This window comes from Thioclava sp. F1Mire-8, from assembly GCF_002213165.1.
Lineage (GTDB): Bacteria > Pseudomonadota > Alphaproteobacteria > Rhodobacterales > Rhodobacteraceae > Thioclava > Thioclava nitratireducens.
In genome coordinates, this window is the sequence record NZ_NBNY01000002.1 from 487,485 (window position 1) to 509,499 (window position 22,015).

Consider the following 22,015-nt stretch of genomic DNA (forward strand, 5'->3'; position numbering starts at 1 on the left):
TCCTATTGCTTGCCGGGGCCTGCCCCTTGGGCTACACCCTCGCGCGAGATAAGATCAGGTGCAAGCCGATGGCGAAACAGAAAAAGCAGCCCCGTCCCAAGGCCGAGACCCCGAAGGGCTTCCGCGACTATTTCGGCACGGAGGTGACCGAGCGCGCCGATATGCTGGCGAAGATCGCGGAGGTCTATCGCACGCATGGCTTCGAGGCGCTGGAAACCTCGGCCATCGAGACGGTCGAGGCACTGGGCAAATATCTCCCCGATGTGGACCGCCCGAATGCGGGGGTCTTCGCCTGGCAGGAGGAAGACGACGGCAAGTGGCTGGCGCTGCGCTACGACATGACGGCGCCGCTGGCCCGCGTCGCGGCGCAATACCGCAACGATCTGCCGACACCCTATCGTCGCTTCACGATGGGGCCCGTCTGGCGCAACGAAAAGCCCGGCCCGGGCCGGTTCCGCCAGTTCTATCAATGCGATGCCGATACCGTGGGCGCGCCCTCGGTGGCCGCCGATGCCGAGATTTGCGGGATGCTTTCGGACGCGCTGGAAGCCGTCGGCATTCCGCGCGGCGACTACGTGGTGCGCGTGAATAACCGCAAGGTTCTGAACGGTGTGATGGAAGTGGCGGGCGTTCTCGACCCCGCCGATCCGGCCAAGTTCGAGGAAGAGCGCGGCATCGTTCTGCGGGCCATCGACAAGTTCGACAAGTTCGGCGAGGAGGGCGTGCGCCTTCTGATGGGCGAGGGGCGTCTGGACGACTCCGGCGACTTCACCAAGGGCGCGGGGCTGTCCGAGGCACAGGCCGATACGGTCATGGGCTTCATGGAGGCCAAGCGCAAAGACAACGCCACCACCGTCGCGCGGCTGCGCGAGCTGGTCGAAGGCTCTGCGCTGGGTGCGGAAGGCGTGGATGAACTGGAGCAGATCGCGTCGCTTCTCGACGCGCAGGGCTACGGTCCCGACCGCATCGTGATCGATCCGTCGGTCGTGAGGGGGCTGGGCTATTATACCGGCCCGGTTTTCGAAGCCGAACTGACCTTCGAGATCACCGACGAAAAGGGCCGACCGCGGCAATTCGGCTCGGTCGCAGGTGGCGGGCGCTATGACGATCTGGTCAAGCGCTTCACCGGTCAGGTCGTTCCTGCCACCGGCGTCTCGATCGGCGTCGACCGCCTTCTGGCCGCGCTGCGCGCCAAGGGCCGCATCGGCGGCTCTGCTCAGGGCCCGGTCGTCGTGACCGTGATGGATCGCGACCGGATGGCAGAATACATGGCGCTGGCGTCGACGCTGCGCGGGGCAGGGCTGCGCGCCGAGGTCTATCTGGGCAACCCGAAGAACTTCGGCAACCAGTTGAAATATGCCGATAAACGCGAAAGCCCGGTGGCGATCATCCAAGGCTCGGACGAGGCCGAGCGCGGCGTCGTCCAGATCAAGGATTTGATCCTCGGCGCGAAGATCGCGCAGGACGCGACGGTTGAAGAATGGAAATCCCAACCGGCGCAATTCGAGGTTCCGACCGGGGAAATGGTCGCAAAAGTGCAAGAAATTCTTGCGCGCTATGGGGCCGAGTGATGGCGGACAAGGCGCAAGCGCGGGCACAGGCAGGCCGTCTGCTGGAGCAATTCCTCAAAGCGGGTGCGGTCGAGGTCACGCCCGATATCCTGCAACCCGCCGAGGCGCTTCTCGACCTTTACGGCGAGGATATCCGCGCCCGCGCCTATGTCACCGCCGACCCGCTGCGCGGCGAGATGATGCTGCGCCCGGATTTCACCGTGCCGGTCGTGCAGGAGCATATGGCCAATGGCGCCGAGCCTGCGCGCTACGCCTATGCGGGCGAGATTTTCCGCCGTCAGGATCATCGCGGCGCCGCGCGCGCCCATGAGTATTTTCAGGCCGGGTTCGAGATTTTCGACCGCGCCGACCCGGAAGCTGCCGATGCCGAGGTCTTCGTGCTGTTCTCGGGGCTTCTCGCCAAGCTGAACCTGTCTGCCACGATCGGGGATATGGGGCTGCTGCGCGCCGCCGTCGACGGGCTGGACACGATGCCCGAGCGCAAGGCCGCGCTCGCCCGCCATATCTGGCGCCCCAAGCGGTTCCAGCATCTGCTCGCGCGTTATTCGGGTCAGGTCGAGGTGCCCAAAGCCCGCGCCGATCTGCTGAGCGGCCAACGCTCCGGCGCGCCTTGGATCGGGCTGCGCTCGCGCGAAGAGATGGAGGCGCGGATCGCCACGCTCGCCGCCGATGCCGCTGCTGCGCCGATCCCGACCGACGCGGTCGCCGCGATGGGCAAGCTCGCCGAGCTGCGCTGCGCCGCCGATCAGGCGCCTGCCGCGCTGCGCGCTCTCGGCATCCAAGCGATCGAACCCGCCATCGCGCGGCTCGAAAAGCGGCTCGACGCGCTTGCCACCCGCGACATCGACCTCGCTGCGATCAATTTCGACGCGAGCCACGGTCGCTCGACCATGGAATACTACGACGGCTTTGTCTTTACCTTCACCGCCGCCGATCCGGCACTTCCGCCGGTCGCCTCCGGAGGACGCTACGACGCGCTGACCCGGCAATTGGGGCAGGGGCGCGAAATCCCCGCCGTGGGCGGCGTGATCCGTGCAGGGTTGATGGCCGATCTGGAGGCGCAAGCATGATCAAACTCGGCGTGCCCTCCAAAGGGCGTCTGATGGAGAAGACCTTCGACTGGTTCGCGGAGCGCGGCATCACGCTAAAGCGCACCGGGTCCGAGCGTGAATATGCCGGCGCGGTCGAAGGGGCGGACGGCGTGCAACTCGTGCTCCTGTCGGCCGGAGAGATTCCGCGCGAACTGGCGGCGGGGCGTATCCATCTGGGCGTCACCGGCTCCGATCTCGTGCGCGAGAAGCTCGCCGATTGGGAAAGCCAGGTCGCCGATCTCGCGCCGATGGGCTTCGGCCATGCCGATCTGATCATTGCGGTGCCGGACTGCTGGTCGGACGTGGACAGCCTCGAAGACCTCGACGCCGCCGCCCACCGCTTCCGCGCCACCCACGGCTTCCGCCTGCGGATCGCCACCAAATATCACCGGCTGGTGCGTGAATTCCTGACCCGCGAAGGCGTAGCCGACTGGCAGCTTGTCGACAGCCAAGGCGCGACCGAGGGGACCATCGCGAACCTCACTGCCGAGGCCGTGGCCGACATCACCTCCAGCGGTGAGACGCTGCGCGCGAACCACCTGAAGATCCTCTCAGACGGGTTGATCCACCAGTCTCAGGCGACGCTGTTCGCATCGCGCGCCGCCGACTGGTCTGGCAAGGAAACCCGCCTCGCGGATCTCGCGAAGCAGATCGGTCTCGACGCGCCCGCGCTCTGATCTTCTTCTTGGCGTAAATATACCGGGGGATGAGTCGGGATCAGCAAGGACGCCCTGTCGAACGTCCGAAGCGCACGCGAAGGGCACGAGAGCGGTGCAGCGCCCCCTGCGCTCAATAGCCGCGCGAGCGATCCACGAGATAGAGGAACGGCTCGCCCGCCTCGCCCCTCCGGATATTTTCGGCAATCACCTCGGAGGCGGTCTCGGCCCGGCTCTCGGCGGCGATATGGGGCGTCACCGTCACCTGCGGATGCGCCCAATAGGGGTGCTCGGGGGGCAGAGGCTCGACGCGGAACACATCGAGCGTCGCGTGGCCGATCTGGCCGCGATCCAGCGCCGCTAGCAGCGCGTCATCGTCGATCAGCGTCCCGCGGCCCGGATTGACGAGCCGTGCGCCTTTCGGCATCTGCGCCAGCGTGTCCGCGTTCAGAAGGTTGGTGGTTTCGGGCGTGTCGGGCAGGATCGAGACGAGAATCTCGGCGCGCGACAGCGCCTCCGCTAGCCCATCGTCGCCGCTCAGGCAGGTTATCCCGGGGATGTCCTTCCGCGTCCGGCTCCAGCCCGTGACGGCAAAGCCCGGCCCCGCCAGCGCTTCGGCGCAGGCTTTGCCCAACGCTCCCAAACCCAGCATCACCACCGAGCGGTCGCGCGCCAAGGGCGGCACGCCGTCGTCATGACGCCAGACGCCGTCCTGCTGGGCCAGTGTCGCGTCAATTCCGAGGTGATAGCGCAGCACATGGCCGGTCACGTACTCGACCATGCCGCGCTCCAGCCCCGCATCCACCATCCGACACAGCGGCTGGGTCAGGGTGTCGTTGCCCACGACACGCTCCACCCCGGCCCAGAGATTCAGTACGGCTTTCGCGCCGGTATAGGCGGTGAAATCCTGCACCGGGCCTTGCGGTGAATAGACGACATAGTCGATCTGAGCCGGGTCGCTCTCGTCGGGCTGCACGATCTGCGCCTCGACGCCGGTCGCGGCGATCGCCTCGGTCAGCGGGGTTTCGTAACGGCCCCAGTTCTCGGGCTTGTCGGCGAAAAGGACGCGGATCATCTTTGCCTCGGTCTATGGATATGGGCGCTTTGCACCAACCCGAAGGCGGCAAGCAGGATCATCATCGCGGTGCCGCCGTAACTCACCAGTGGCAGGGGCACACCCACGACGGGCATCAGCCCCATCACCATCGCCATGTTGATCGCGAAGAAGAAGAAGAACGTTCCCGCGACCCCGAAACTGAGGAGTGAGGCGAAGCGGTCCTTCGTTGCCATCGCGGTATAGAGGGCGAAGCCGATGATCCCGGTGTAAAGCATCAGCAAGCCGAAGGCGCCGACGAAGCCGAACTCCTCGGCGAGCGTGGTGAAGATGAAGTCGGTGTGCTTCTCCGGCAGGAAGTTCAGCCGCGATTGCGTGCCCTGCATGAAGCCGCGCCCCGACCAGCCACCCGAGCCGAGCGCGATCTGCGCCTGCATGATGTTGTAGCCCGCGCCAAGCGGGTCCGAGCCAGGATCGAGGAAGGTGTCGATGCGCTTGTATTGGTAGTCGTGCAGTAGCTGGTATTCCGTGCCCCGGCTTTCCATCACGCCGAAGACCAACCCCACGACCAGCGCGATTACGGTGCCAAAATACCAAAACGACACCCCGGCCGCGAACATCACGAAGGCCCCGCCCAGCACCAGCATGACGGCGGTGCCGAGGTCGGGCTGGGCAAGCACGAGGAAGGTGGGCGCGAGAATGATCACCGCCGGGATGAAGACCCAGAGCGGGCGCGAGACCTTCTCGACAGGCAGCCAATCGTAATAGGCGGCGAGGAGCATCACGAGGGTGATCTTCATCAACTCGGAAGGCTGGATGCGCAGCGGGCCGATCTCCAGCCAGCGCTGTGCGCCCATACCGATTGCGCCGAAGAATTCCACCGCAACCAGCAACAGAAGCGCCACGAAATAGGCCAAGGCCGAGACGTTGCGCCAGAACCATACTGGAACGAAGGCCACGGTGAACATCGCGATCATGCCGAGCGCGAAACGCTTCATCTGCGGTTCGGCCCAGGTGTGGATATTGCCACCCGCAACTGAGTAGAGCATCAGGAAGCCGGCGCAGGCGACCGCCGTCAGCAGGATCACCAGCGGCCAGTTCAGGTAGAAGATCTTGCGCCAGCCGACCGGGACGGTCTTTAGGTTGCTCTCGAGATAACTCATGCGCGCGATCGCTCCTGCGGCTTCTGCACGGTGTCGGGATCGACGAGATCGAGCGTTTCGTTCAGCTCCTTGGCCTTCGCGCGGGCGAAGGACGGATAGGCATCGTCCGGGGGCAGGCCGCCCGCCAGCGCGAACAGCAACACGTCGCGCGCGATCGGGGCTGCTGCCGTCGAACCGCCCGAGCCGTGTTCCACCACAACCGAGACGGCGTAGCGCGGATTGTCGACGGGGGCGAAGGCCACGAAGAGCGCGTGGTCGCGGCGGTTCCACGGCAGTTGGTCGTTGCGGATCACGCCACGGGCGCGCTCGGCCTTGGTGATGTTGCGGACCTGGGAGGTGCCGGTCTTGCCCGCCATCTTCCATTCCTTCATCGCGATGCGCGACCCGCGCGCGGTGCCGCGCGAGGAGTTCACCACTGCGGTCATGCCTTTGCGCACGCTGTCGAGATAGGCTTTCTCCACGCCGAGATCGTCGGTGACGCGGATCGGTTGCTCCACCCCGTCACGGGCGCGGATCAGGCGCGGCTCTACCTTCCGACCCGAGGCGATGCGCGCCGCCATTATCGCGAGATGCATCGGCGAGGCCAGAACATAGCCCTGACCGATCGCCGCGTTCGCGGTGTCGCCGATCAGCCAGTCCTTGCCGTAGCGCTCCTGCTTCCATTCCTTGGTCGGGGCCACGCCCTCTTTCACCGCGGACATCGGCAGGTCGGGCCGGACGCCCACGCCCAGGCGCTTGGCCATGTCGCTCATCTTGTCGATGCCGACGCGCTGCGAAAGCTCGTAGTAATAGACGTCGCAGGACTGCTCCATGCTCTTGGTCATGTTCACATGGCCGTGGCCGGCGCCCTTCCAGCAGTGGAAGCGACGGCCCGCGATTTCGACATAGCCGGGGCACCAGATGGTTTCCTCCGGCGTCACCAGCCCTGCCTCGAGCGCGGCAAGTGCGGTGACCATCTTGTAGGTCGAGCCCGGAGGGTAAAGACCCTGGACGGTCTTGTCGGCGAGCGGCCGATGGTCGTCCTGCGTGAGGCGCTGGTAATCTGCGACGGAGATGCCGCGCACGAAGAGGTTGGGATCGAAGCTGGGCGCGGAGGCGCAGGCCAGCACGTCGCCATTGGTCACATCCATCACCACGGTCGCGGCGGATTCGTTCTCCAACCGCTGCAGCGCGTAGTTCTGCAGTCGATAGTCGAGCGTCAGTTGCAGATTCTCGCCCGGCTTGCCGGGCTCGCGCGAGAGTTCACGCATCTCGCGCCCGGCGGAGTTCACCTCGACGCGGCGCTGGCCGGCCTGACCGCGCAGAACGCTTTCCTCTTTCGACTCGATGCCGGTCTTGCCGAGCTGGAATTTCGGGATCAGCAGCAGCGGATCGGGGTCTTCCATCTTGCTCAGATCGTAATCCGAGACCGGGCCGACATAGCCGATCACATGGCCAAAATCCTCGCGGCGCGGATAGAGGCGCGACAGGCCGACATCGGGGCTGACACCGGGCAGCGAGGGGCCGTTCACCGCGACGCGCGAGAACTCGTCCCATGTCAGGCGGTCGGCCACCGTGACCGGCGTCGTCGGCGGGCGGCGGCGGATATCGTGCAGGATGTCTTTCGTATCGCCATCGGTAATCGGGATCAGACGGCGCAGCGCAGCGAGCGTCGCATCGACGTCGTCTGTATCCTCGCGCGTGATCGTGACGCGGTAATTCTGCTCATTACCGGCCAGAAGCACACCGTTGCGGTCGAAGATCAGCCCGCGCGCGGGCGGGATCAGCCGGATTTTCACCGAGTTGCCCTCGGCCAGCAGCCGGTATTGCTTGGCGTCTTCGAGCTGCATCTTGCGCATCCGCGCCGCGAGCACGGCCACGACCGCCGCCTGCGCGCCGCCCAAGAGCAAGCCGCGCCGCGTGATGCGGCGGGTGCTGACTTCGGTCTCTTTCGGGGATCGTCTCATTCTGGGCCCCCTCACATTCGATGTCCGTAGGCGTCGACCTCGCCCGGCGCCGCGCGGCGCAGGCCGAAGGCCACGCGCGACACCAGCACAACCACCGGATAGGCGGCCAGCGTCACCAGCATCTGGAACAGCTCCAGCCCGAGGCTTGGCTGATCGACCATCGTGACAAGCAGGACGATGCGCTTCACCGACACCATAGCGAGCAGCACGCCCGCGACCAACGCCCATTCCAGCGCGAAGGGCAGATCGCGCAGGCTTTGTTCGCGGCGGCGCAGGAATTCGGTCGCGCCGAGGACGATCAGCGTCCAAAGTCCGATGGGCCGCCAGAACATGATGTCTTCAAGCAGAAAAACCAGAACGATCAGCAGGGCCGGGGCGTATTCGGGACGCCGCAGCACCCAGGCCAGCGTCAGCGCCAAGGTTAGGTCGGGGCCCGGCAGGCCGCCCGGCGAATGGTCGACCGGCATCAGGCGCACGAAGATCAGTACGAGGCCGATCACGACGAAAAGCGTGCGGTAGCTGACGCGGCGGCGGGTGATGGGGTCGATCATTGGCTGCCCCCGTTTCCGCCCTCCGACCCACCATCGGGTTCGAGTGCGCCCGCGGCGGCCTCGGCGCGCGCCTTCTCGGCCGCTTCCTGTTCGATGACTTTCGGGTCGGGCGCGATCAGCCCGCCCGCGTTCTCGATCCGCTCGGCCGGGTGCGAGCGCAACACGCGCAGGAAATCGAGCCGTTCGTAATCGGCGGCGAGGCGCACGCGCAGCCGCTTGTCGCGGCCCTGGAAGACCTGACCGACCAGCAGCCCCGCCGGGAAGACCCCGCCATCGCCCGAGGAGATCACGCGGTCGCCTGGGCGCACGCGGTCGGGATGTTCGAGGAAATCCACGAACGGGTAGGGGGAGTTGTCGCCCGCAAGGATCGCGTTCTGCCCCGAGGCCGGGATCGTAACCGGGATGCGGCTCGAGGCGTCGGTCAGCAGCAGCACCCGCGAGGTCGAGGAGCCCACGCCCGAGATTCGCCCCACGAGGCCCAGCCCATCCATCGTGGCCCAGCCATCAACAATGCCGTCGCGCTTGCCGACATTCAGCAGCACCGATTTCCGGAACGGCGAGCCGCTATCGGCCAGCACACGCCCCGACACAGAGGTGAGTTTCGGGTCGAGCCGCACCTTGTTCTGGGCAAGCAGCTTGGCGTTCTGCTGCTCCAGCTGAACGGCGGCTTCCTTCCACGCCTTCATCTGTTGCAGCTCGCGGCGCAACTCCTGGTTCTGCTCGTAGATGCGGGAATAGGACTGGAAGCCCTCGACCATGTCGGTGAGCTTGGTGACCGGGGCCATCACCCAATCGAAGCTGGGCACGAAGCGATCCACGAGGGCAGAGCGGAACCGCTCCATCCGCGGGCTGTCGATGCGCCAGACCAGGAAGAGAGCCAGTAGCACGACGACAAGAACCGCAACGCCCAGTCGGCGCAGCGGTCCGATATAGTCCTGATCGTCGCGATTTCTGGCCAAATCCGTCTCCGGTCAGATCACTGGCCGGGCGTGGTGCAATCCCGGGCCCGGCTCAGCTGTCGTAGTCAATGACGTGGCGAAGCTGCTTTTCATATTCAAGCGCCTTGCCGGTGCCGAGCGCAACACAGTTGAGCGACTGATCGGCGATCGAAATCGAAAGGCCGGTCTGCTCGCGCAGCGCCAGATCCAGTTCGCCCAGAAGCGCACCGCCCCCCGTCAGCATCACGCCACGGTCGACGATGTCGGCGGCGAGGTCGGGCGGGGTGGTTTCGAGCGCCTGCATCACCGCGTCGCAAATCGACTGGACCGGCTCGGACAGCGCCTCGGCGACCTGGGCCTGCGTGATCTCGGTTTCCTTCGGCACGCCGTTCAACAAGTCGCGGCCGCGCACGTGAAGGCTCATGCCGCGCCCGTCATCGGGCATCCGCGCGGTACCGATCGTGGTCTTGATCCGCTCGGCGGTGGATTCGCCCACAAGAAGGTTCTGGTTGCGGCGCAGGTAGGAGATGATCGCCTCGTCCATACGGTCGCCGCCCACGCGCACCGAGCGCGCATAGACGATGTCGCCCAGCGAAAGGACCGCGACCTCGGTCGTGCCGCCGCCGATATCGACCACCATCGAACCCGTGGGGTCGGTGATCGGCATGCCCGCACCGATGGCGGCCGCGATCGGCTCTGCAATCAGGCCGGCGCGGCGCGCACCTGCCGAGAGAACCGACTGACGGATCGCGCGCTTCTCCACCGGGGTCGCGCCATGCGGAACGCAGACGATGATCTTCGGCTTCGAGAAGGTCGAGCGCTTGTGCACCTTGCGGATGAAATGCTTGATCATTTCCTCGGCGCTGTCGAAATCCGCGATGACGCCGTCGCGCATCGGGCGGATCGCCTCGATAGAGCCGGGGGTCCGGCCGAGCATCAGCTTGGCGTCTTCACCGACCGCCAGCACCTGCTTCTTGCCGTCCTTGACGTGATAGGCGACCACCGAGGGCTCGTTCAGCACGATCCCTTTGCCTTTGACATAGACCAGCGTGTTCGCCGTCCCGAGGTCGATCGCCATGTCCGAGGAGAAGATCCCACCAACCATATTACGCCTGTCCCATCCCAAATTTCTTAGAAATACCGCGACTCGCGCCAAGCCACGGCCCGCGCCTCGTATAGTCAAAGCGGCCCTTACGGGGAAGCGGATTTGCGCCGTAGGCGAAGCCCCCTTGCGGTTATCCGCTGAGGTAAGGCCAAGCGATTGACCTTTTTCAACATTTCGGGCGGATTTCCCCGCGGAAATGCGCTTGAAATTGCAGATATGCGATGCGTCACGAAATCGTGCTGAAAACGGGAAAATCGCGCCGGGTCGACATGAAAACGGGCAGCCGTTCTCGGGCTGCCCGAAAGCTGTGCAACTGGCGGTGGGCTCAGAGCTTGTAGCTCACCGTTTTCACGTCCGCGTCGGGCGCGGTTTTCTGGCTGCGGAAGCGCAGGCGGTTGAGTGCGCCGACATAGGCCTTCACGCTCGCGAGGATCGTGTCGGTGTCCGACGCGGCGCCGGTGCCGATCCGCCCATCTTCCTCGAGGCGCACCGAAACGGTCGCCTGCGCGTCGGTGCCTTCGGTGACCGCGTGCACCTGATAGAGCTTCAGCTTCGCGTGCGTCGGATAGATTTCCTTGACGCAGTTGAAGACCGCGTCGACCGGGCCGTCGCCCTGGCACTTGCTGGATTTTTCCTCACCATCGACGAGCATCTTCAGCTCGGCTTCCTGACCGTCCGAGCCACAGACCACGCGCAGCCATTTGACCTGCAGGTAGTCGTCGGCGGTGTTCGCGGCGCTGTCGGTCATCAGCGCGATCAGGTCCTCGTCGTAGATTTCCTTCTTGCGGTCGGCCAGCGCCTTGAAGCGGACGAAGACGTCCTTGAGCTGGTTATCGCCCAGCTCGTAGCCGAGATCCTTGAGTTTGGCGCGCAGCGCGGCGCGGCCCGAATGCTTGCCCATCGCGATATTCGCCTCGTTGAGGCCGATATCGGCGGGCTTCATGATCTCGAAGGTTTCGACGTTCTTCAGCACGCCATCCTGGTGGATGCCGCTTTCGTGCAGGAAGGCGTTCTTGCCGACGATCGCCTTGTTGAACTGCACCGGGAAGCCCGACACCTGCGCCACGCGGCGCGAGATGTTCATGATCTTCGTCGTGTCTATATGGGTCTGGTAGGGCATGATGTCCTGACGAACCTTCATCGCCATCACCACCTCTTCGAGCGCGGTGTTGCCCGCGCGCTCACCCAGACCGTTTATCGTGCATTCGATCTGGCGCGCGCCTGCATCGACCGCGGCCAGCGCGTTCGCCGTCGCCATGCCCAGATCGTTGTGGCAGTGCGTCGCGAAGATGATCTCGTCGGCGCCCGGCACCCGCTCGAGCAGCATCCGGATCAGGTCGGCGGATTCGACCGGCGCGGTATAGCCCACCGTGTCGGGGATGTTGATCGTGGTGGCGCCCGCCTTGATCGCGATCTCGACGACGCGGCAGAGATAGTCATGCTCGGTCCGGGTCGCATCCATCGGCGACCACTGCACGTTGTCGCACAGGTTGCGCGCGTGGCTGACGGTCTCGTGGATGACGTCGGCCATCTCGTCCATCGTCAGGTTCGGGATCGCGCGGTGCAGCGGCGAGGTGCCGATGAAGGTGTGGATGCGCGGCGATTTCGCGTGCTGCACGGCTTCCCAGCAGCGGTCGATATCGGGCAGCTTGGCGCGGGCGAGCCCGCAAATCGTCGAGAACTTTGCGCGTTTCGCTATATCGCTGACGGCTTCGAAATCGCCCTCGGAGGCGATCGGGAAGCCGGCCTCGATGATATCCACGCCCATTTCGTCGAGCAGATCGGCGATCTCGAGCTTCTCGTCATGGGTCATCGTCGCACCCGGCGATTGCTCGCCGTCACGCAGGGTCGTGTCGAAAATCAGAACGCGGTTTTTGTCGATCATGGTCTGGGCCATCTGCTAGTCTCTTTCGTCTTGGCTCTTAGCGTTACTTGGGCCCGAAGGCCAGCATTGCGCGGTGGCTTTCGGGAGTTGTCCGGGCGCTGGCTACCCCTGAGCGTTCGCGCCCGAAGGCACGCTCAGAGGCTGCTAAGAAGAAGGAGACCACGGGGCATCGCGCCTTGGGCGAGCGCCCCGGCTGCGGTGAGTTGAATATGCTTAACCCGTGTCATGAGGGGCACTATAGGCGCCAAGTGATAAATGAAAAGCAAAAAAGGAACCGCTGGAGGCGGGGCCGCGTAGCCTTTGGGCGCATATAACGGAGGCGACAGTGGCAGGTCAGGCAATCGTGATCGGAGATACGGGCGGGATCGGCGCGGCGATCCAGGCGGAGCTGGAGGCGCGCGGCTTCGCGGTGACGGGGCTGTCGCGGTCGCGCGACGCGTTCGATGTCACGGATGAACGCGCGGTCGAGGCGGGGCTGCGCGGGATCGACGAGCCGGTCGATCTGATCTTCGTGGCCTCGGGCGCGCTCGGTACGCCGGAAAAGGCCTTGTCGCATCTGACCCCCGAGGAATTGCAGAGCCAGTTCGCCGTGAACGCGATGGGTCCGGCGCTGGTCTTGAAACATGCAGCCCGCCTTCTGCCCCGGGACAAGCCCGCACGGTTCGCGGCGCTTTCGGCGCGGGTCGGCTCGATCGGCGATAACGGTTTGGGCGGTTGGTATAGCTATCGGACCTCGAAAGCGGCCCTGAACCAGCTGCTGCATGGCGCGGCGATCGAGCTGGGGCGCTCTCACAAGCAGCTCGTGATCGCGGCGCTGCATCCGGGCACGGTAGACACCCCCTTTACCGCCGATTACCCGCGCGACAAGCTCGCCCCCGAAGACGCCGCGCGCCGGTTGCTGGATGTGTTGGGCGCGCTGACCCCCGCGCAATCGGGCGGCTTTTACGACTACGCAGGCAAGGAGATTCCATGGTAACCCGAAACGCCATCGTCACCGGCGCCGCGCGCGGCATTGGTCGCGCCATCACCGAGGCGCTGCTGGATCGCGGCTGGCAGGTCGCGGCGCTCGATCTGGATATCGGCCCGCTGGAGGCACGCGAAGGCTTGCAGGCGATCCGCTGTGATTTGGGGAGCGAAGACGATGTTCGGTCTGCGGTCGCCGAGGCCGGGTTCGAGACGCTCGATCTGCTGTTGAACAATGGTGGGCCGGCCGATCCCGAATGCGGACCGTTGGAGGAGCTGACGCTGGAGGCGTGGCACAAGTGGATCGACCCGCATCTGACCGGGACGTTCCTGATGGCGCGCGAGGCTTTGCCCGCCTTGCGCAAGGGCCGGGGGGCAGTGGTCAACATGGCCTCGACGCGCGCGCTGCAATCCGAGCCCGATACCTTCGCCTATGCGGCGGCGAAGGGCGGCGTCACGTCGCTGACCCATGCGATGGCGGTGAGCCTTGGGCCGGAGGTGCGGGTCAACGCGATCGCGCCCGGCTGGATCAATTCGAGCGGCGAGCCCTTGGGCGAAGCGGATCACGCGCAGCATCCCGTGGGCCGTGTGGGTGAGCCGAGAGACATTGCCGAGGCCGTGCTCTACCTCGCGGATGCGGGCTTCGTGACGGGGCAGGTGCTGGTCGTCGATGGCGGCATGACCCGGAAGATGATCTATGACTAAGCTGATCGCGGTGCTGGGCGATCAGCTGAGCCATGACGGCGCGGCTTTGCGCTGCGGCGACAAGAGCGCGGACGTGGTCGTGATGGCCGAGGTGCGCGAGGAAGCGACCTATACCGGCCATCACAAGCAGAAGCTGGCGCTGACCTTCGCCGCGATGCGCCGCTTCGCCGACGAGTTGGAGCGCGATGGCTGGCAGGTCCGCTACACCAAGCTGACCGATGACGACAACGCGGGCTCGTTGGTTGGCGAATTCGCGCGCCGCGCCGAAGAAGAGGGGGCCGACGAGGTCATCACACTCGCCCCCGGCGAATGGCGCTTGCGTCAGGCCTTCGAGAGCGCGCCGATCAAGATCCGGCAACTGCCCGACGATCGCTTTATCTGCTCTGAAAAGCGCTTCGCGGAGTGGGCCGAGGGGCGCAAGGAGCTCCGGATGGAGTGGTTCTACCGCGAGATGCGTCGCGAAACGGGGCTCTTGATGGAAGGTGACGACCCGGCGGGCGGCGAATGGAATTTTGACAAGGAGAACCGCAAGCCCGCCCAGCCCGACCTGTTCCGCGAGCCCGCGCCGACCTTCCGCAAGGATGCGCTCGTGCAGGAGGTGCTCGAGATGGTCGAGGCGGAATTTCCCGATAATTTCGGATCGCTCGACGAATTCAACTGGCCGATCAGCCGCGCGCAGGCCGAACGCGCGCTGGAGCATTTCATCGCCCACAATCTGCACGATTTCGGGACCTATCAGGACGCGATGTTGGCCGGGGACCGGCTGCTGCATCACTCGATCCTGTCGTCGAGCATCAATCTCGGGCTGCTTTCGCCGCTGGAGGTCTGCAAGGCCGCGGAAGAGGCCTACAAGGCGGGGGACGCGCCGATCAATTCGGTGGAAGGGTTCATCCGGCAGATTCTCGGTTGGCGGGAATACATGCGCGGCATTTATTTCCTCGAAGGGCCGGATTACACCTCGCGCAACGCGCTGCACCACAAGCGCGATCTGCCGTGGTTCTACTGGTCGGGCGAGACGGAGATGGCCTGCATGAAGGCCGCGATCGGGCAGACCCGCTATCTGGCCTATGCGCATCATATCCAGCGGCTGATGGTCACGGGCAATTTCGCGCTGCTGGCAGGCATCGACCCGCGCCAAGTGCAGGACTGGTATCTCGCCGTCTATATCGACGCCTATGAATGGGTGGAGGCGCCGAACACGGCGGGGATGAGCCAGTTCGCCGATGGCGGAGTGGTGGCCTCGAAACCTTACATTTCCTCGGGCGCCTATATCGACAAGATGTCCGATTACTGCGGCGGCTGCGCCTATGACGTGAAGGCGAAGGACGGGGAAAAAGCTTGCCCGTTCAACAGCCTTTACTGGCATTTCCTCGACCGGCATCGTGACCGGTTCGAGGGCAATCCGCGCATGGGGCTGGTCTATCGCAACTGGGACAAGCAGAAGACAGAGACCCGTGAGGCCAAGCTGAAGACGGCGGAGGCGCTGCTGGAGAAGCTCGACAGGGGCGAGGCCTTGTAGGGCGCTCGGCCCGGTCTCGCGTCCGGATCAGTTTGCAGACGGAGCGGATTGCGCGTCCGCTTCGTTCGCCGGGGCTGGTGGTGTCTCGGCACTGGCATCGGGCGTCGGCTGCGTCGCAGGCGCGCTGGTATCCTGGAGCTTGTCATTCGACCACTCGCCGCTCGCGACGTTCCCGGAGGCGTAGGTCATCGTGCCTTGCCCCTCGCGCTTGCCATTCGCGAAGCTGCCCTCGTAGGTGTCGCCATTGGCATAGGTTGCGCGGCCTTGCCCGTCGATCGCACCGTTGCGCCACTGGCCCTCATAAGTGAACCCGTCGGGCATGGTCAGCTTGCCGGTTCCGTCGCGCTGGCCGTTCTTGAAACCGCCCTCGTAGGTCGTGCCGTCGGCATAGCGCGCGACGCCCTGACCCTCGCGCTGCCCGTTCACCCAATCGCCCTCGTAGCTGTAGCCGTCCGGGTAGGTCATCTTGCCCTTCCCGTCATTGCGCGCGTTCTTGAACTCGCCCTCGTAGACGAGCCCGTTCGCGTAGCGCGCCGTGCCGGTGCCCTGTATGACGCCATGCGCCCAGCCGCCCTCGTAGCTGGAGCCGTCGGGATAGGTGATCTTTCCCTGACCGTCGGGCAGGTCGTTCTTGAAGCTGCCCTCGTAGACCGAGCCGTCAGGGTATTTCACCTTGCCCTGACCTTCGATTCGGCCTTCCTTCCACTGGCCCGTGTATACGTAGCCGTCCTTGCCGTGGAAGGTGCCGGTGCCGTGGCGCTTGTCGAGGAGGAACTCGCCTTCGTAAGTGTCGCCATTGGCATAGGTGACCTTGCCGGTCCCGTGACGCTTGCCGTTGACCATCTGGCCTTCATAGACGTCGCCATTGGGTTGGGTGAGCGTGCCGCGGCCGTTCATCTGGCCGGCCTTCCACTCGCCGACATAGGTCAGCCCGTCCGCCATTGTGAGCGTGCCGGTGCCGTCGCGCTGGCCATGCGCCATCTGGCCCTCGTAGGTAGAGCCGTCGGGATAGGTGATCTTGCCCATGCCTTGCTTGACGCCGCCTAGCCAGTCGCCCTCGTAGCGATAGCCGTTCGCGCTCTCGAGTGTGCCCTTGCCGTCATGCATCGCGTTGCGGAACTGGCCCTTATAGACCGAGCCGTTGGCGTAATGCGCGGTGCCGGTGCCGGTGATCTGACCGTTGAGCCAGTCGCCCTCGTAGGTGCCGCCATCGGCGAAGGTTATCTTGCCCTTGCCGTTGGGTTTGCCGTGGTCGAACTGGCCCTCGTAGACCGAGCCGTTGGGGAAGCGCGCGCGGCCCTCGCCCTTGATCTCGCCCATCACCCATTGGCCTTCGTATTCGTAGCCCGAGGGGAGCTTGTAGCTGCCGTAGCCGTCCTGCTTGCCATCGGTGAAGGTGCCCTTGTAGAGGCCGCCGTCGTCGTATTGCTTGGTGATGACCTCTTGCGCCGGCGCGATCTGCGCGGCGCATCCGATCAGAACTGCCAATGTCGCGATGCGAAGCTGCGCGCCTGCCATGGTGCCCCCTGATGGTGCTGCCTGTGCCCCGGTCTCGCGAGCGCGTGGATTCGCGCTCTGCCGGGCTTGGGGAAAGGTTAATTGCGCGGGGGTAGCCTGACAAGCGGGCAGGGCGGTCGTGTCGGGGCCGCGTAAGGGAAGGGGCGGCGAATGCAGGGCAGCCATCCCCTTTTCACCCCATCGTTTTCTGCTAAATGAGGGGGCGATAACAGCCCCGAGGACGCTTATGGCCGATCGTTTCCGCCTCACCATGGCCCAGCTCAACCCCACCGTGGGCGCGCTGGAGGCCAATGCCGAGAAGGCCTTCGCCGCATGGCAGGAGGGCAAGCGCGCAGGCGCCGACATGGTCGTGCTACCCGAGATGTTCCTGACCGGCTACCAGACGCAGGACCTGATCGCGAAGCCCGCCTTCGTGCGCGACGCGGTCGCCGCGATGGAGGCGCTGGGCGCGCGGATTTCCGATGGCCCGGCGCTGGGCATCGGCGGGCCCTACTGGACGGAGCAGGGGCAGTATAACGCCTACTGGGTCTGGAAAGACGGCGCGCTGGTCGCGCGGATGCTCAAGCACGATCTGCCGCATCACGGGATTTTCGACGAGTATCGCATCTACGATACCGGCCAGATCTCCGGGCCCTACGCGATCAACGGCGTGCGCATCGGGACGCCGATCTGCGAGGATGCGTGGCATCCGGATGTGGCCGAGACGTTGGCCGAGACCGGGGCCGAGATCCTGATCGTGCCGAACGGTTCGCCCTATCACCGCAACAAGCTCGACGTACGGATGACCCACATGGTGGCGCGCGTGGTCGAGACCGGGCTGCCGCTCGCCTATCTCAACTCGGTCGGCGGACAGGACGATCAGGTCTTCGACGGGGCGAGCTTCGTGCTGAACCGTCACGGCCAGTTGGCCGCGCAATTCGCGCCTTTCGACGAGATCATCGACCATGTCGATTTCGAGCGTGACGGTGAGGGCTGGGCCTGCGTCGCGGGCCGGGACGATCCGCAGCCCTCGGAATGGGAGCAGGACTACCGCGCCATGGTCGAAAGCCTTGGCGATTACCTGCGCAAGTCGGGCTTCTCCAAGGTCGTTCTCGGCCTGTCGGGCGGGATCGACTCCGCGCTGGTCGCGACAATCGCAGCGGACGCGCTGGGGCCGGAGGCCGTGCATTGCGTGATGCTGCCCTCGGAATACACCTCGCAGGGATCGCTCGATCACGCGGCCGATCTGGCGACGCGGCAGGGGATGCGCCTCGACACGGTGCGGATCGACGGGGCGCGCGATGCGGTCTCGGATGCGCTTGCCCATCTGATGGAGGGCACTCAGCCCGACGTGACCGAGGAAAACATCCAGTCACGCCTGCGCGGGGTCATGCTGATGGCACTGTCGAACAAGTTCGGCGAGATGCTTCTGACCACCGGCAACAAGTCCGAGATGGCCGTGGGCTATGCGACGATCTACGGCGACATGGCGGGCGGCTACAATCCAATCAAGGATCTCTACAAGACCCGCGTCTTCGAGACCTGCCGCTGGCGCAACGCCAATTACCGCGACTGGATGAAGGGCCCCGAGGGCGAGGTGATCCCGCGCGCGATCATCGACAAGCCGCCCTCCGCGGAACTACGCCCCGACCAGAAGGACGAGGACAGCCTGCCGCCCTATCCGGTACTCGATGGTATTCTCGAAGGACTGGTGGAGGGCGACGCATCGGTCGCCGATCTCGTTGCCGAAGGCTACGATCGCGACACCGTCAAGAAGGTCGAGCATCTGCTCTATATCTCGGAATGGAAGCGTCACCAGTCCGCGCCGGGCACGCGTCTCTCGAGCAAGGCCTTCTGGCTGGATCGCCGCTACCCGATCGTCAATCGCTGGCGCGACCACCACTGAGGGCCACGGTCGCGCAGCGCCTCAGTGATCGTCAAGCCACGTCAGGCGGGCGACGCGCGGCCGGGTTACGATGAAATTGTCGAACGAGATCGCGTCGTGGAAGCCCACGAAATGCTTGCTCGGGTCTTTGCCGATCGATGCGAGATAGGCCTTGTAGGCCTCGGACAGCTTGAACGGCAGGTCGTAGGCGTAGGAGGTCTCCACGATCAACGCCTGATCGCCCGCGGCGAGGATCGGAATGCGATCCGCTTCCAGGTCGAGCGCCTCCTGTGTGTAGCTTTGCGCCAACCCGGTCGCGTAGGAATCTTCCAGCTGTACCTTCTTCGCGTCGCTGCCTTCGGCAGGATCGTTGCAGGTGTGGCCCAGATCCAGCGGATCGTCCCAGCATCTCACCAACGTCACGCGAATCCAGCTGCGCGACGGGTCATTATTGCCGGTCGTGAAGTCGAACACTTTCTTGATGCCCGCGACATATTTTGGGCCGATCGGATCGCGCTCGCGCGAGATCAGGTCCGAGACCGTCACATTGGCCCGGGTCGCGGCGCCGCGGATCTTGAATACGTCATAGATTTCGATCGACAGGATCAGCCAGCCCGACAGCATAATGAAGGCCAGAAGCCCCTCGATCGGGATGGAGCCGGCTTCGTCCTTGCGGAAACGGTGGAGCAGATTGCGCAACTTTGGCATCAGCATCGCTCAGGTTCCTCCACTGCCAGCGGTTGAAGCGACCGCCGGTTCGATCACGATCGCGGTCGTTGCAACCAGAGCGTAATCGCCATCCGCGCCGACCGGCGATGCCTTCAGGAAAGCCTGGGCGATGAAGTCTTCCAGCATCATCGGTTTCTCGCGCAAACAGACCCGCACGAGAATCAGCTGATCGGGAATGGCGGCCTCCAGCGTGCCGGCAGGTGGCGGCTTGGTCACGTCCGAGAAATCCTCGCAGCGCACCGGATGGTTGGCGATGGAGGACGTCCAGTCGGTCTTGTCCACCTGAAACATCTCGACGGAAACCCGATTCATGCAGGTGCTGCCGAAGAAGCCTGCCTGTTTGCAGATTTCATGGCGCAGCGTCTTTTCGTCGATGCTGGAGTAGTTGCCGATACGGACGATGCGGCTCGTGGCTTCGGTCGCGCGGGTCAGCAGGGTCTGCTTGATGAAGATCACGCCCAGCTCGATCCCGGCGAACATGAAGAAGATCAGGAACACGATCCAGAACAGGGCGGGGATCGTCACCGCCCCGTCCTCCGCCCTCAGGAAAGCTCGCTTATGTCTCTGCCTCGATGCCATGCTCTGCGTTCCCCGGTCAGTTGGTCAGGCGCAGAGTCGAGATCTGCGTCGCGATCGAGGAAAACGCATCCGCGAGATTGGCGGAGTCGACGTCGTATTGGTAGCTCGGGCCGGAGCTGCAGTCGGCAAGTGCGGTCTTGCCGCTCTGGGGGGCATCGACGGCGACGGTAAAGACGATGATTTCCTTGTCTTTCGCGGCCTTGCAGACGTCGTGCAGGTTCTTGTCCTTCTCCGAGAACATCGAAGAGATAGCCATCTCATCGTAAATCGACGCCACGGATTCCTCCGGATCGAGGCGCTGGCGCGGCGGCAGGAGGAAGGTCTGAATTACGTATTGGAGCGACCATCCCTTGCTCCAGATCGTACGCCAGTCGATCGCGTTCAGGTCGCGGTGAACGAACTGTTTCTCCTGGTACCAGCCATACGAGCAGGATTCGCGCCCCCAGTAGTCGGTGGTGCAATAGCGTCCATAGACCCACTTCGTGGTCGTATCGCCGATCTCCTCGGGCGCATACCAATTGCGGTCGGCGAAAGAGTAATAAGGCTTTTCGCCCAGATCCTGACGTTCCTGAGAGAACCAGTACATTTTCGACATGGTCGTGTAGTCATCGTTGAACGACGTCGAACTCACCGTCGAATAAAGGCCGGAATTGCCGGTCCGATACTGCATCCGTGTGGAGAAGGAGCGCGTGTTCTGACCATCGGTCATCAGAATCATCACCTTCATCGAGCGTTCGTCGACGCTCAGCCCGGTGGCGGGATAGGGCAGGGGGCGGTCGGCCACGTCAGACGAAATCGTTCCAGCCTCGACCAGCGCCGTGGCGGCCGGTTTCGCCGACGGGTCGAGCAGCGCAAAGCCCCAGCGGGCCCCGATGTCGATCGCGGTGTCGCCGCCTGCGCGCAGCGAAGAGATCTTGTTGAGAATATCGCTCTGGTTGTCCTCGAATGCCATGATGTCGCCGTAGCTGTGCTCGTAGCAGTTCTCGCCTGAATCGCTGATGCGCTTCTGGACATACATGTTCTGGCCGACGAAATCGTAGCTCCAGCCATACATGGTGCGCTGCAACCCGGAGGTCGGCAGGCTCACGCTGTTGAAGCCCTGAAGTTGCACGTCGGCGCAGGTGTTGTAGCTGTGATCGGTCGAAAGATTATAGGCCGAGGCCAGATCGGGGCCGAGAGAGACCTGCTGGTTGTAGGGCACGATCGAGATGGAAAGGCGTCCGGCGGGCGCCCCGGGCGGTTGCACGTTGTCAAACATCTTCTTCGTGAAATTCGTCGCGGCATCGCGCAGCGATGCGATTTTCGTCACGCCGTAATAGGAGCCGGAATCGGTCTGGCCCATCGAACCGGACACGTCGAGCACCATCGAAATCTCGACATTGCCGATCGATTCCTCGGCTTGCGCGTGGGTGTTCGAGCGGAAGGATTTGACGCCGAAGCCGATCAGGTCGCCGAAGATCGTCGGCATGTCATCCTGCGCGGTCATCGACACGCGGCGATATTCCTTCTGCGCGCCCTCTTCGACTTCGGGTTGGATGTTGAGATAGTCGAGGCCGCTCGTGGAAAGGTAATCCTTTGCCACGAGCGCAGGGTCGAGCGTCTGATCCAGATTGGCTGCCGCGAGAGCGGCCCGGTCGAGCGAACTTTGGATGAGCGTACGGCGTTCGTCCTGGCGCACGAAGTCGATCGCGATGCCGCCAATGACCATCAGCACGATTAGGACCTGCAGACTGAAGATGAAGACCGCTCCATCTTCATCCTGCGCGAACCGCCCCATTCGGGCGCGCGTGTTCTCGATACGGCGTGCCAAGCCGTTCTGTCCGTATTTGTCCCTCATCCAGACCTCCTTCTCCATGTCAGTTGGCCTCGCCGCCAGCGGAGAAAACTCGCAAAAAAAACACCGAACTAAGCTCCGTAATTCCTACGGCGAAATTAAGGCAAAACCTTGTCTAACTTCATGGAATTGTTGTGCTTTAACTGTGAAATGCGACTTCCGGGGCGCCACCGTTTCCCAAAAGTGGGCCAATCGCGCGGCCCTGAGAGGGCAAGCCCTGTCTTTGGAACCGAGTCGTTTAAACTAGGTTAACTTGTCTGAAATTATGCGGTCTGCGGCTTTCGCTGACGCAAAGTTCATGGCCGCGAGTGGCGCGAAAGCTGTGGGTAGCTCTGCGCCTCCTC

At 64.3% G+C, this 22,015-nt stretch carries 18 protein-coding genes; 7 read left to right on the top strand and 11 right to left on the bottom strand.

The features are described 5' to 3' along the window. Window positions 1-68 precede the first annotated feature (68 nt). Genes hisS through hisG form a run of 3 tightly spaced genes read left to right on the top strand, consistent with a single transcriptional unit; the run spans window position 69 to window position 3,339 of the window. On the top strand, window positions 69-1,571 hold the full coding sequence (gene hisS, locus B6V75_RS10840) for a histidine--tRNA ligase (RefSeq protein WP_088719683.1): 1,503 nt from the start codon (window positions 69-71) through the stop codon (window positions 1,569-1,571). Continuing rightward, window positions 1,571-2,641, top strand: coding sequence for an ATP phosphoribosyltransferase regulatory subunit (locus B6V75_RS10845; protein WP_088719684.1), 1,071 nt, complete (start codon window positions 1,571-1,573; stop codon window positions 2,639-2,641). Before hisS ends, B6V75_RS10845 begins: the two co-directional genes overlap by 1 nt. Beyond that, window positions 2,638-3,339: an ATP phosphoribosyltransferase gene (gene hisG / locus B6V75_RS10850; RefSeq protein WP_088719685.1), complete on the top strand. Its 702-nt coding sequence runs from the start codon at window positions 2,638-2,640 to the stop codon at window positions 3,337-3,339. The genes B6V75_RS10845 and hisG overlap by 4 nt, the downstream gene beginning before the upstream one ends. Before the next feature lie 112 nt (window positions 3,340-3,451). Here hisG and B6V75_RS10855 read toward each other — a convergent pair whose 3' ends face one another. The 7 genes from B6V75_RS10855 to B6V75_RS10885 form a co-directional block, all read right to left on the bottom strand. Further along, entirely contained in the window at window positions 3,452-4,393 is a 942-nt protein-coding gene (locus B6V75_RS10855) for a glyoxylate/hydroxypyruvate reductase A (protein WP_088719686.1), read from the bottom strand. After that, the gene (gene rodA / locus B6V75_RS10860; RefSeq protein ID WP_088719687.1) at window positions 4,390-5,535 is read right to left on the bottom strand and encodes a rod shape-determining protein RodA; all 1,146 of its coding nucleotides are present in this window, start codon (window positions 5,533-5,535) and stop codon (window positions 4,390-4,392) included. Before rodA ends, B6V75_RS10855 begins: the two co-directional genes overlap by 4 nt. Then, complete coding sequence (gene mrdA / locus B6V75_RS10865) at window positions 5,532-7,481, bottom strand: penicillin-binding protein 2 (RefSeq protein WP_075774199.1); 1,950 nt, start codon at window positions 7,479-7,481, stop codon at window positions 5,532-5,534. Before mrdA ends, rodA begins: the two co-directional genes overlap by 4 nt. An 11-nt stretch (window positions 7,482-7,492) precedes the next feature. Then, window positions 7,493-8,032, bottom strand: a complete 540-nt coding sequence (locus B6V75_RS10870) for a hypothetical protein (RefSeq protein WP_075774200.1) — start codon at window positions 8,030-8,032, stop codon at window positions 7,493-7,495. Beyond that, complete coding sequence (gene mreC, locus B6V75_RS10875) at window positions 8,029-8,991, bottom strand: rod shape-determining protein MreC (protein WP_075774201.1); 963 nt, start codon at window positions 8,989-8,991, stop codon at window positions 8,029-8,031. Before mreC ends, B6V75_RS10870 begins: the two co-directional genes overlap by 4 nt. Window positions 8,992-9,043: 52 nt before the next feature. Next, window positions 9,044-10,075 carry a rod shape-determining protein gene (locus tag B6V75_RS10880; RefSeq protein ID WP_038064670.1) on the bottom strand — a complete coding sequence of 344 codons (1,032 nt, stop codon included), beginning with the start codon at window positions 10,073-10,075 and terminating at the stop codon, window positions 9,044-9,046. A 325-nt stretch (window positions 10,076-10,400) separates the two neighbouring features. Continuing rightward, window positions 10,401-11,960: a 2-isopropylmalate synthase gene (locus B6V75_RS10885; RefSeq protein WP_088719774.1), complete on the bottom strand. Its 1,560-nt coding sequence runs from the start codon at window positions 11,958-11,960 to the stop codon at window positions 10,401-10,403. Window positions 11,961-12,285: 325 nt separating this feature from the next. On the opposite strand from B6V75_RS10885, the gene B6V75_RS10890 reads away from it, so the two are divergent. From B6V75_RS10890 to B6V75_RS10900, 3 genes are read left to right on the top strand one after another with little or no spacing between them, the layout of a single operon-like run. Further along, window positions 12,286-12,936, top strand: a complete 651-nt coding sequence (locus B6V75_RS10890; protein WP_088719688.1) for an SDR family NAD(P)-dependent oxidoreductase — start codon at window positions 12,286-12,288, stop codon at window positions 12,934-12,936. Further along, window positions 12,930-13,628 (top strand): SDR family oxidoreductase, encoded by a 699-nt coding sequence (locus B6V75_RS10895; protein ID WP_088719689.1) that lies wholly within the window; start codon window positions 12,930-12,932, stop codon window positions 13,626-13,628. Before B6V75_RS10890 ends, B6V75_RS10895 begins: the two co-directional genes overlap by 7 nt. After that, entirely contained in the window at window positions 13,621-15,147 is a 1,527-nt protein-coding gene (locus tag B6V75_RS10900) for a cryptochrome/photolyase family protein (protein ID WP_088719690.1), read from the top strand. Before B6V75_RS10895 ends, B6V75_RS10900 begins: the two co-directional genes overlap by 8 nt. Before the next feature lie 27 nt (window positions 15,148-15,174). On the opposite strand, the gene B6V75_RS10905 is transcribed toward B6V75_RS10900, so the two are convergent. Further along, complete coding sequence (locus tag B6V75_RS10905) at window positions 15,175-16,665, bottom strand: 2-isopropylmalate synthase (RefSeq protein ID WP_088719691.1); 1,491 nt, start codon at window positions 16,663-16,665, stop codon at window positions 15,175-15,177. 226 nt (window positions 16,666-16,891) lie between these two features. Between B6V75_RS10905 and B6V75_RS10910 the strand changes: the two genes are divergently transcribed. Beyond that, window positions 16,892-18,550 carry an NAD+ synthase gene (locus tag B6V75_RS10910; RefSeq protein WP_088719692.1) on the top strand — a complete coding sequence of 553 codons (1,659 nt, stop codon included), beginning with the start codon at window positions 16,892-16,894 and terminating at the stop codon, window positions 18,548-18,550. Between the two features lie 21 nt (window positions 18,551-18,571). Here the strand turns inward: B6V75_RS10910 and B6V75_RS10915 are convergent, their stop codons facing one another. The 3 genes from B6V75_RS10915 to B6V75_RS10925 all read right to left on the bottom strand — a co-directional run bounded on the left by B6V75_RS10915 (window position 18,572) and on the right by B6V75_RS10925 (window position 21,674). Continuing rightward, window positions 18,572-19,243 carry a hypothetical protein gene (locus B6V75_RS10915; RefSeq protein WP_075774206.1) on the bottom strand — a complete coding sequence of 224 codons (672 nt, stop codon included), beginning with the start codon at window positions 19,241-19,243 and terminating at the stop codon, window positions 18,572-18,574. Between the two features lie 3 nt (window positions 19,244-19,246). After that, the gene (locus B6V75_RS10920) at window positions 19,247-19,783 is read right to left on the bottom strand and encodes a hypothetical protein (RefSeq protein ID WP_088719693.1); all 537 of its coding nucleotides are present in this window, start codon (window positions 19,781-19,783) and stop codon (window positions 19,247-19,249) included. 70 nt (window positions 19,784-19,853) lie between these two features. Further along, entirely contained in the window at window positions 19,854-21,674 is a 1,821-nt protein-coding gene (locus tag B6V75_RS10925; protein ID WP_168174470.1) for a TadE/TadG family type IV pilus assembly protein, read from the bottom strand. Between the last annotated feature and the right edge of the window lie 341 nt (window positions 21,675-22,015).

Bases quoted from the DNA above. Each gene is read 5' to 3' on its own strand.
- B6V75_RS10855 (WP_088719686.1), bottom strand. From the start codon at position 4,393: ATGATCCGCGTCCTTTTCGCCGACAAGCCCGAGAACTGGGGCCGTTAC.
- rodA (WP_088719687.1), bottom strand. From the start codon at position 5,535: ATGAGTTATCTCGAGAGCAACCTAAAGACCGTCCCGGTCGGCTGGCGC.
- hisG (WP_088719685.1), top strand. From the start codon at position 2,638: ATGATCAAACTCGGCGTGCCCTCCAAAGGGCGTCTGATGGAGAAGACC.
- mrdA (WP_075774199.1), bottom strand. From the start codon at position 7,481: ATGAGACGATCCCCGAAAGAGACCGAAGTCAGCACCCGCCGCATCACG.
- B6V75_RS10870 (WP_075774200.1), bottom strand. From the start codon at position 8,032: ATGATCGACCCCATCACCCGCCGCCGCGTCAGCTACCGCACGCTTTTC.
- B6V75_RS10915 (WP_075774206.1), bottom strand. From the start codon at position 19,243: ATGCTGATGCCAAAGTTGCGCAATCTGCTCCACCGTTTCCGCAAGGAC.
- B6V75_RS10925 (WP_168174470.1), bottom strand. From the start codon at position 21,674: ATGAGGGACAAATACGGACAGAACGGCTTGGCACGCCGTATCGAGAAC.
- B6V75_RS10910 (WP_088719692.1), top strand. From the start codon at position 16,892: ATGGCCGATCGTTTCCGCCTCACCATGGCCCAGCTCAACCCCACCGTG.
- B6V75_RS10845 (WP_088719684.1), top strand. From the start codon at position 1,571: ATGGCGGACAAGGCGCAAGCGCGGGCACAGGCAGGCCGTCTGCTGGAG.
- B6V75_RS10905 (WP_088719691.1), bottom strand. From the start codon at position 16,665: ATGGCAGGCGCGCAGCTTCGCATCGCGACATTGGCAGTTCTGATCGGA.
- B6V75_RS10900 (WP_088719690.1), top strand. From the start codon at position 13,621: ATGACTAAGCTGATCGCGGTGCTGGGCGATCAGCTGAGCCATGACGGC.
- B6V75_RS10885 (WP_088719774.1), bottom strand. From the start codon at position 11,960: ATGATCGACAAAAACCGCGTTCTGATTTTCGACACGACCCTGCGTGAC.
- B6V75_RS10895 (WP_088719689.1), top strand. From the start codon at position 12,930: ATGGTAACCCGAAACGCCATCGTCACCGGCGCCGCGCGCGGCATTGGT.
- B6V75_RS10880 (WP_038064670.1), bottom strand. From the start codon at position 10,075: ATGGTTGGTGGGATCTTCTCCTCGGACATGGCGATCGACCTCGGGACG.
- hisS (WP_088719683.1), top strand. From the start codon at position 69: ATGGCGAAACAGAAAAAGCAGCCCCGTCCCAAGGCCGAGACCCCGAAG.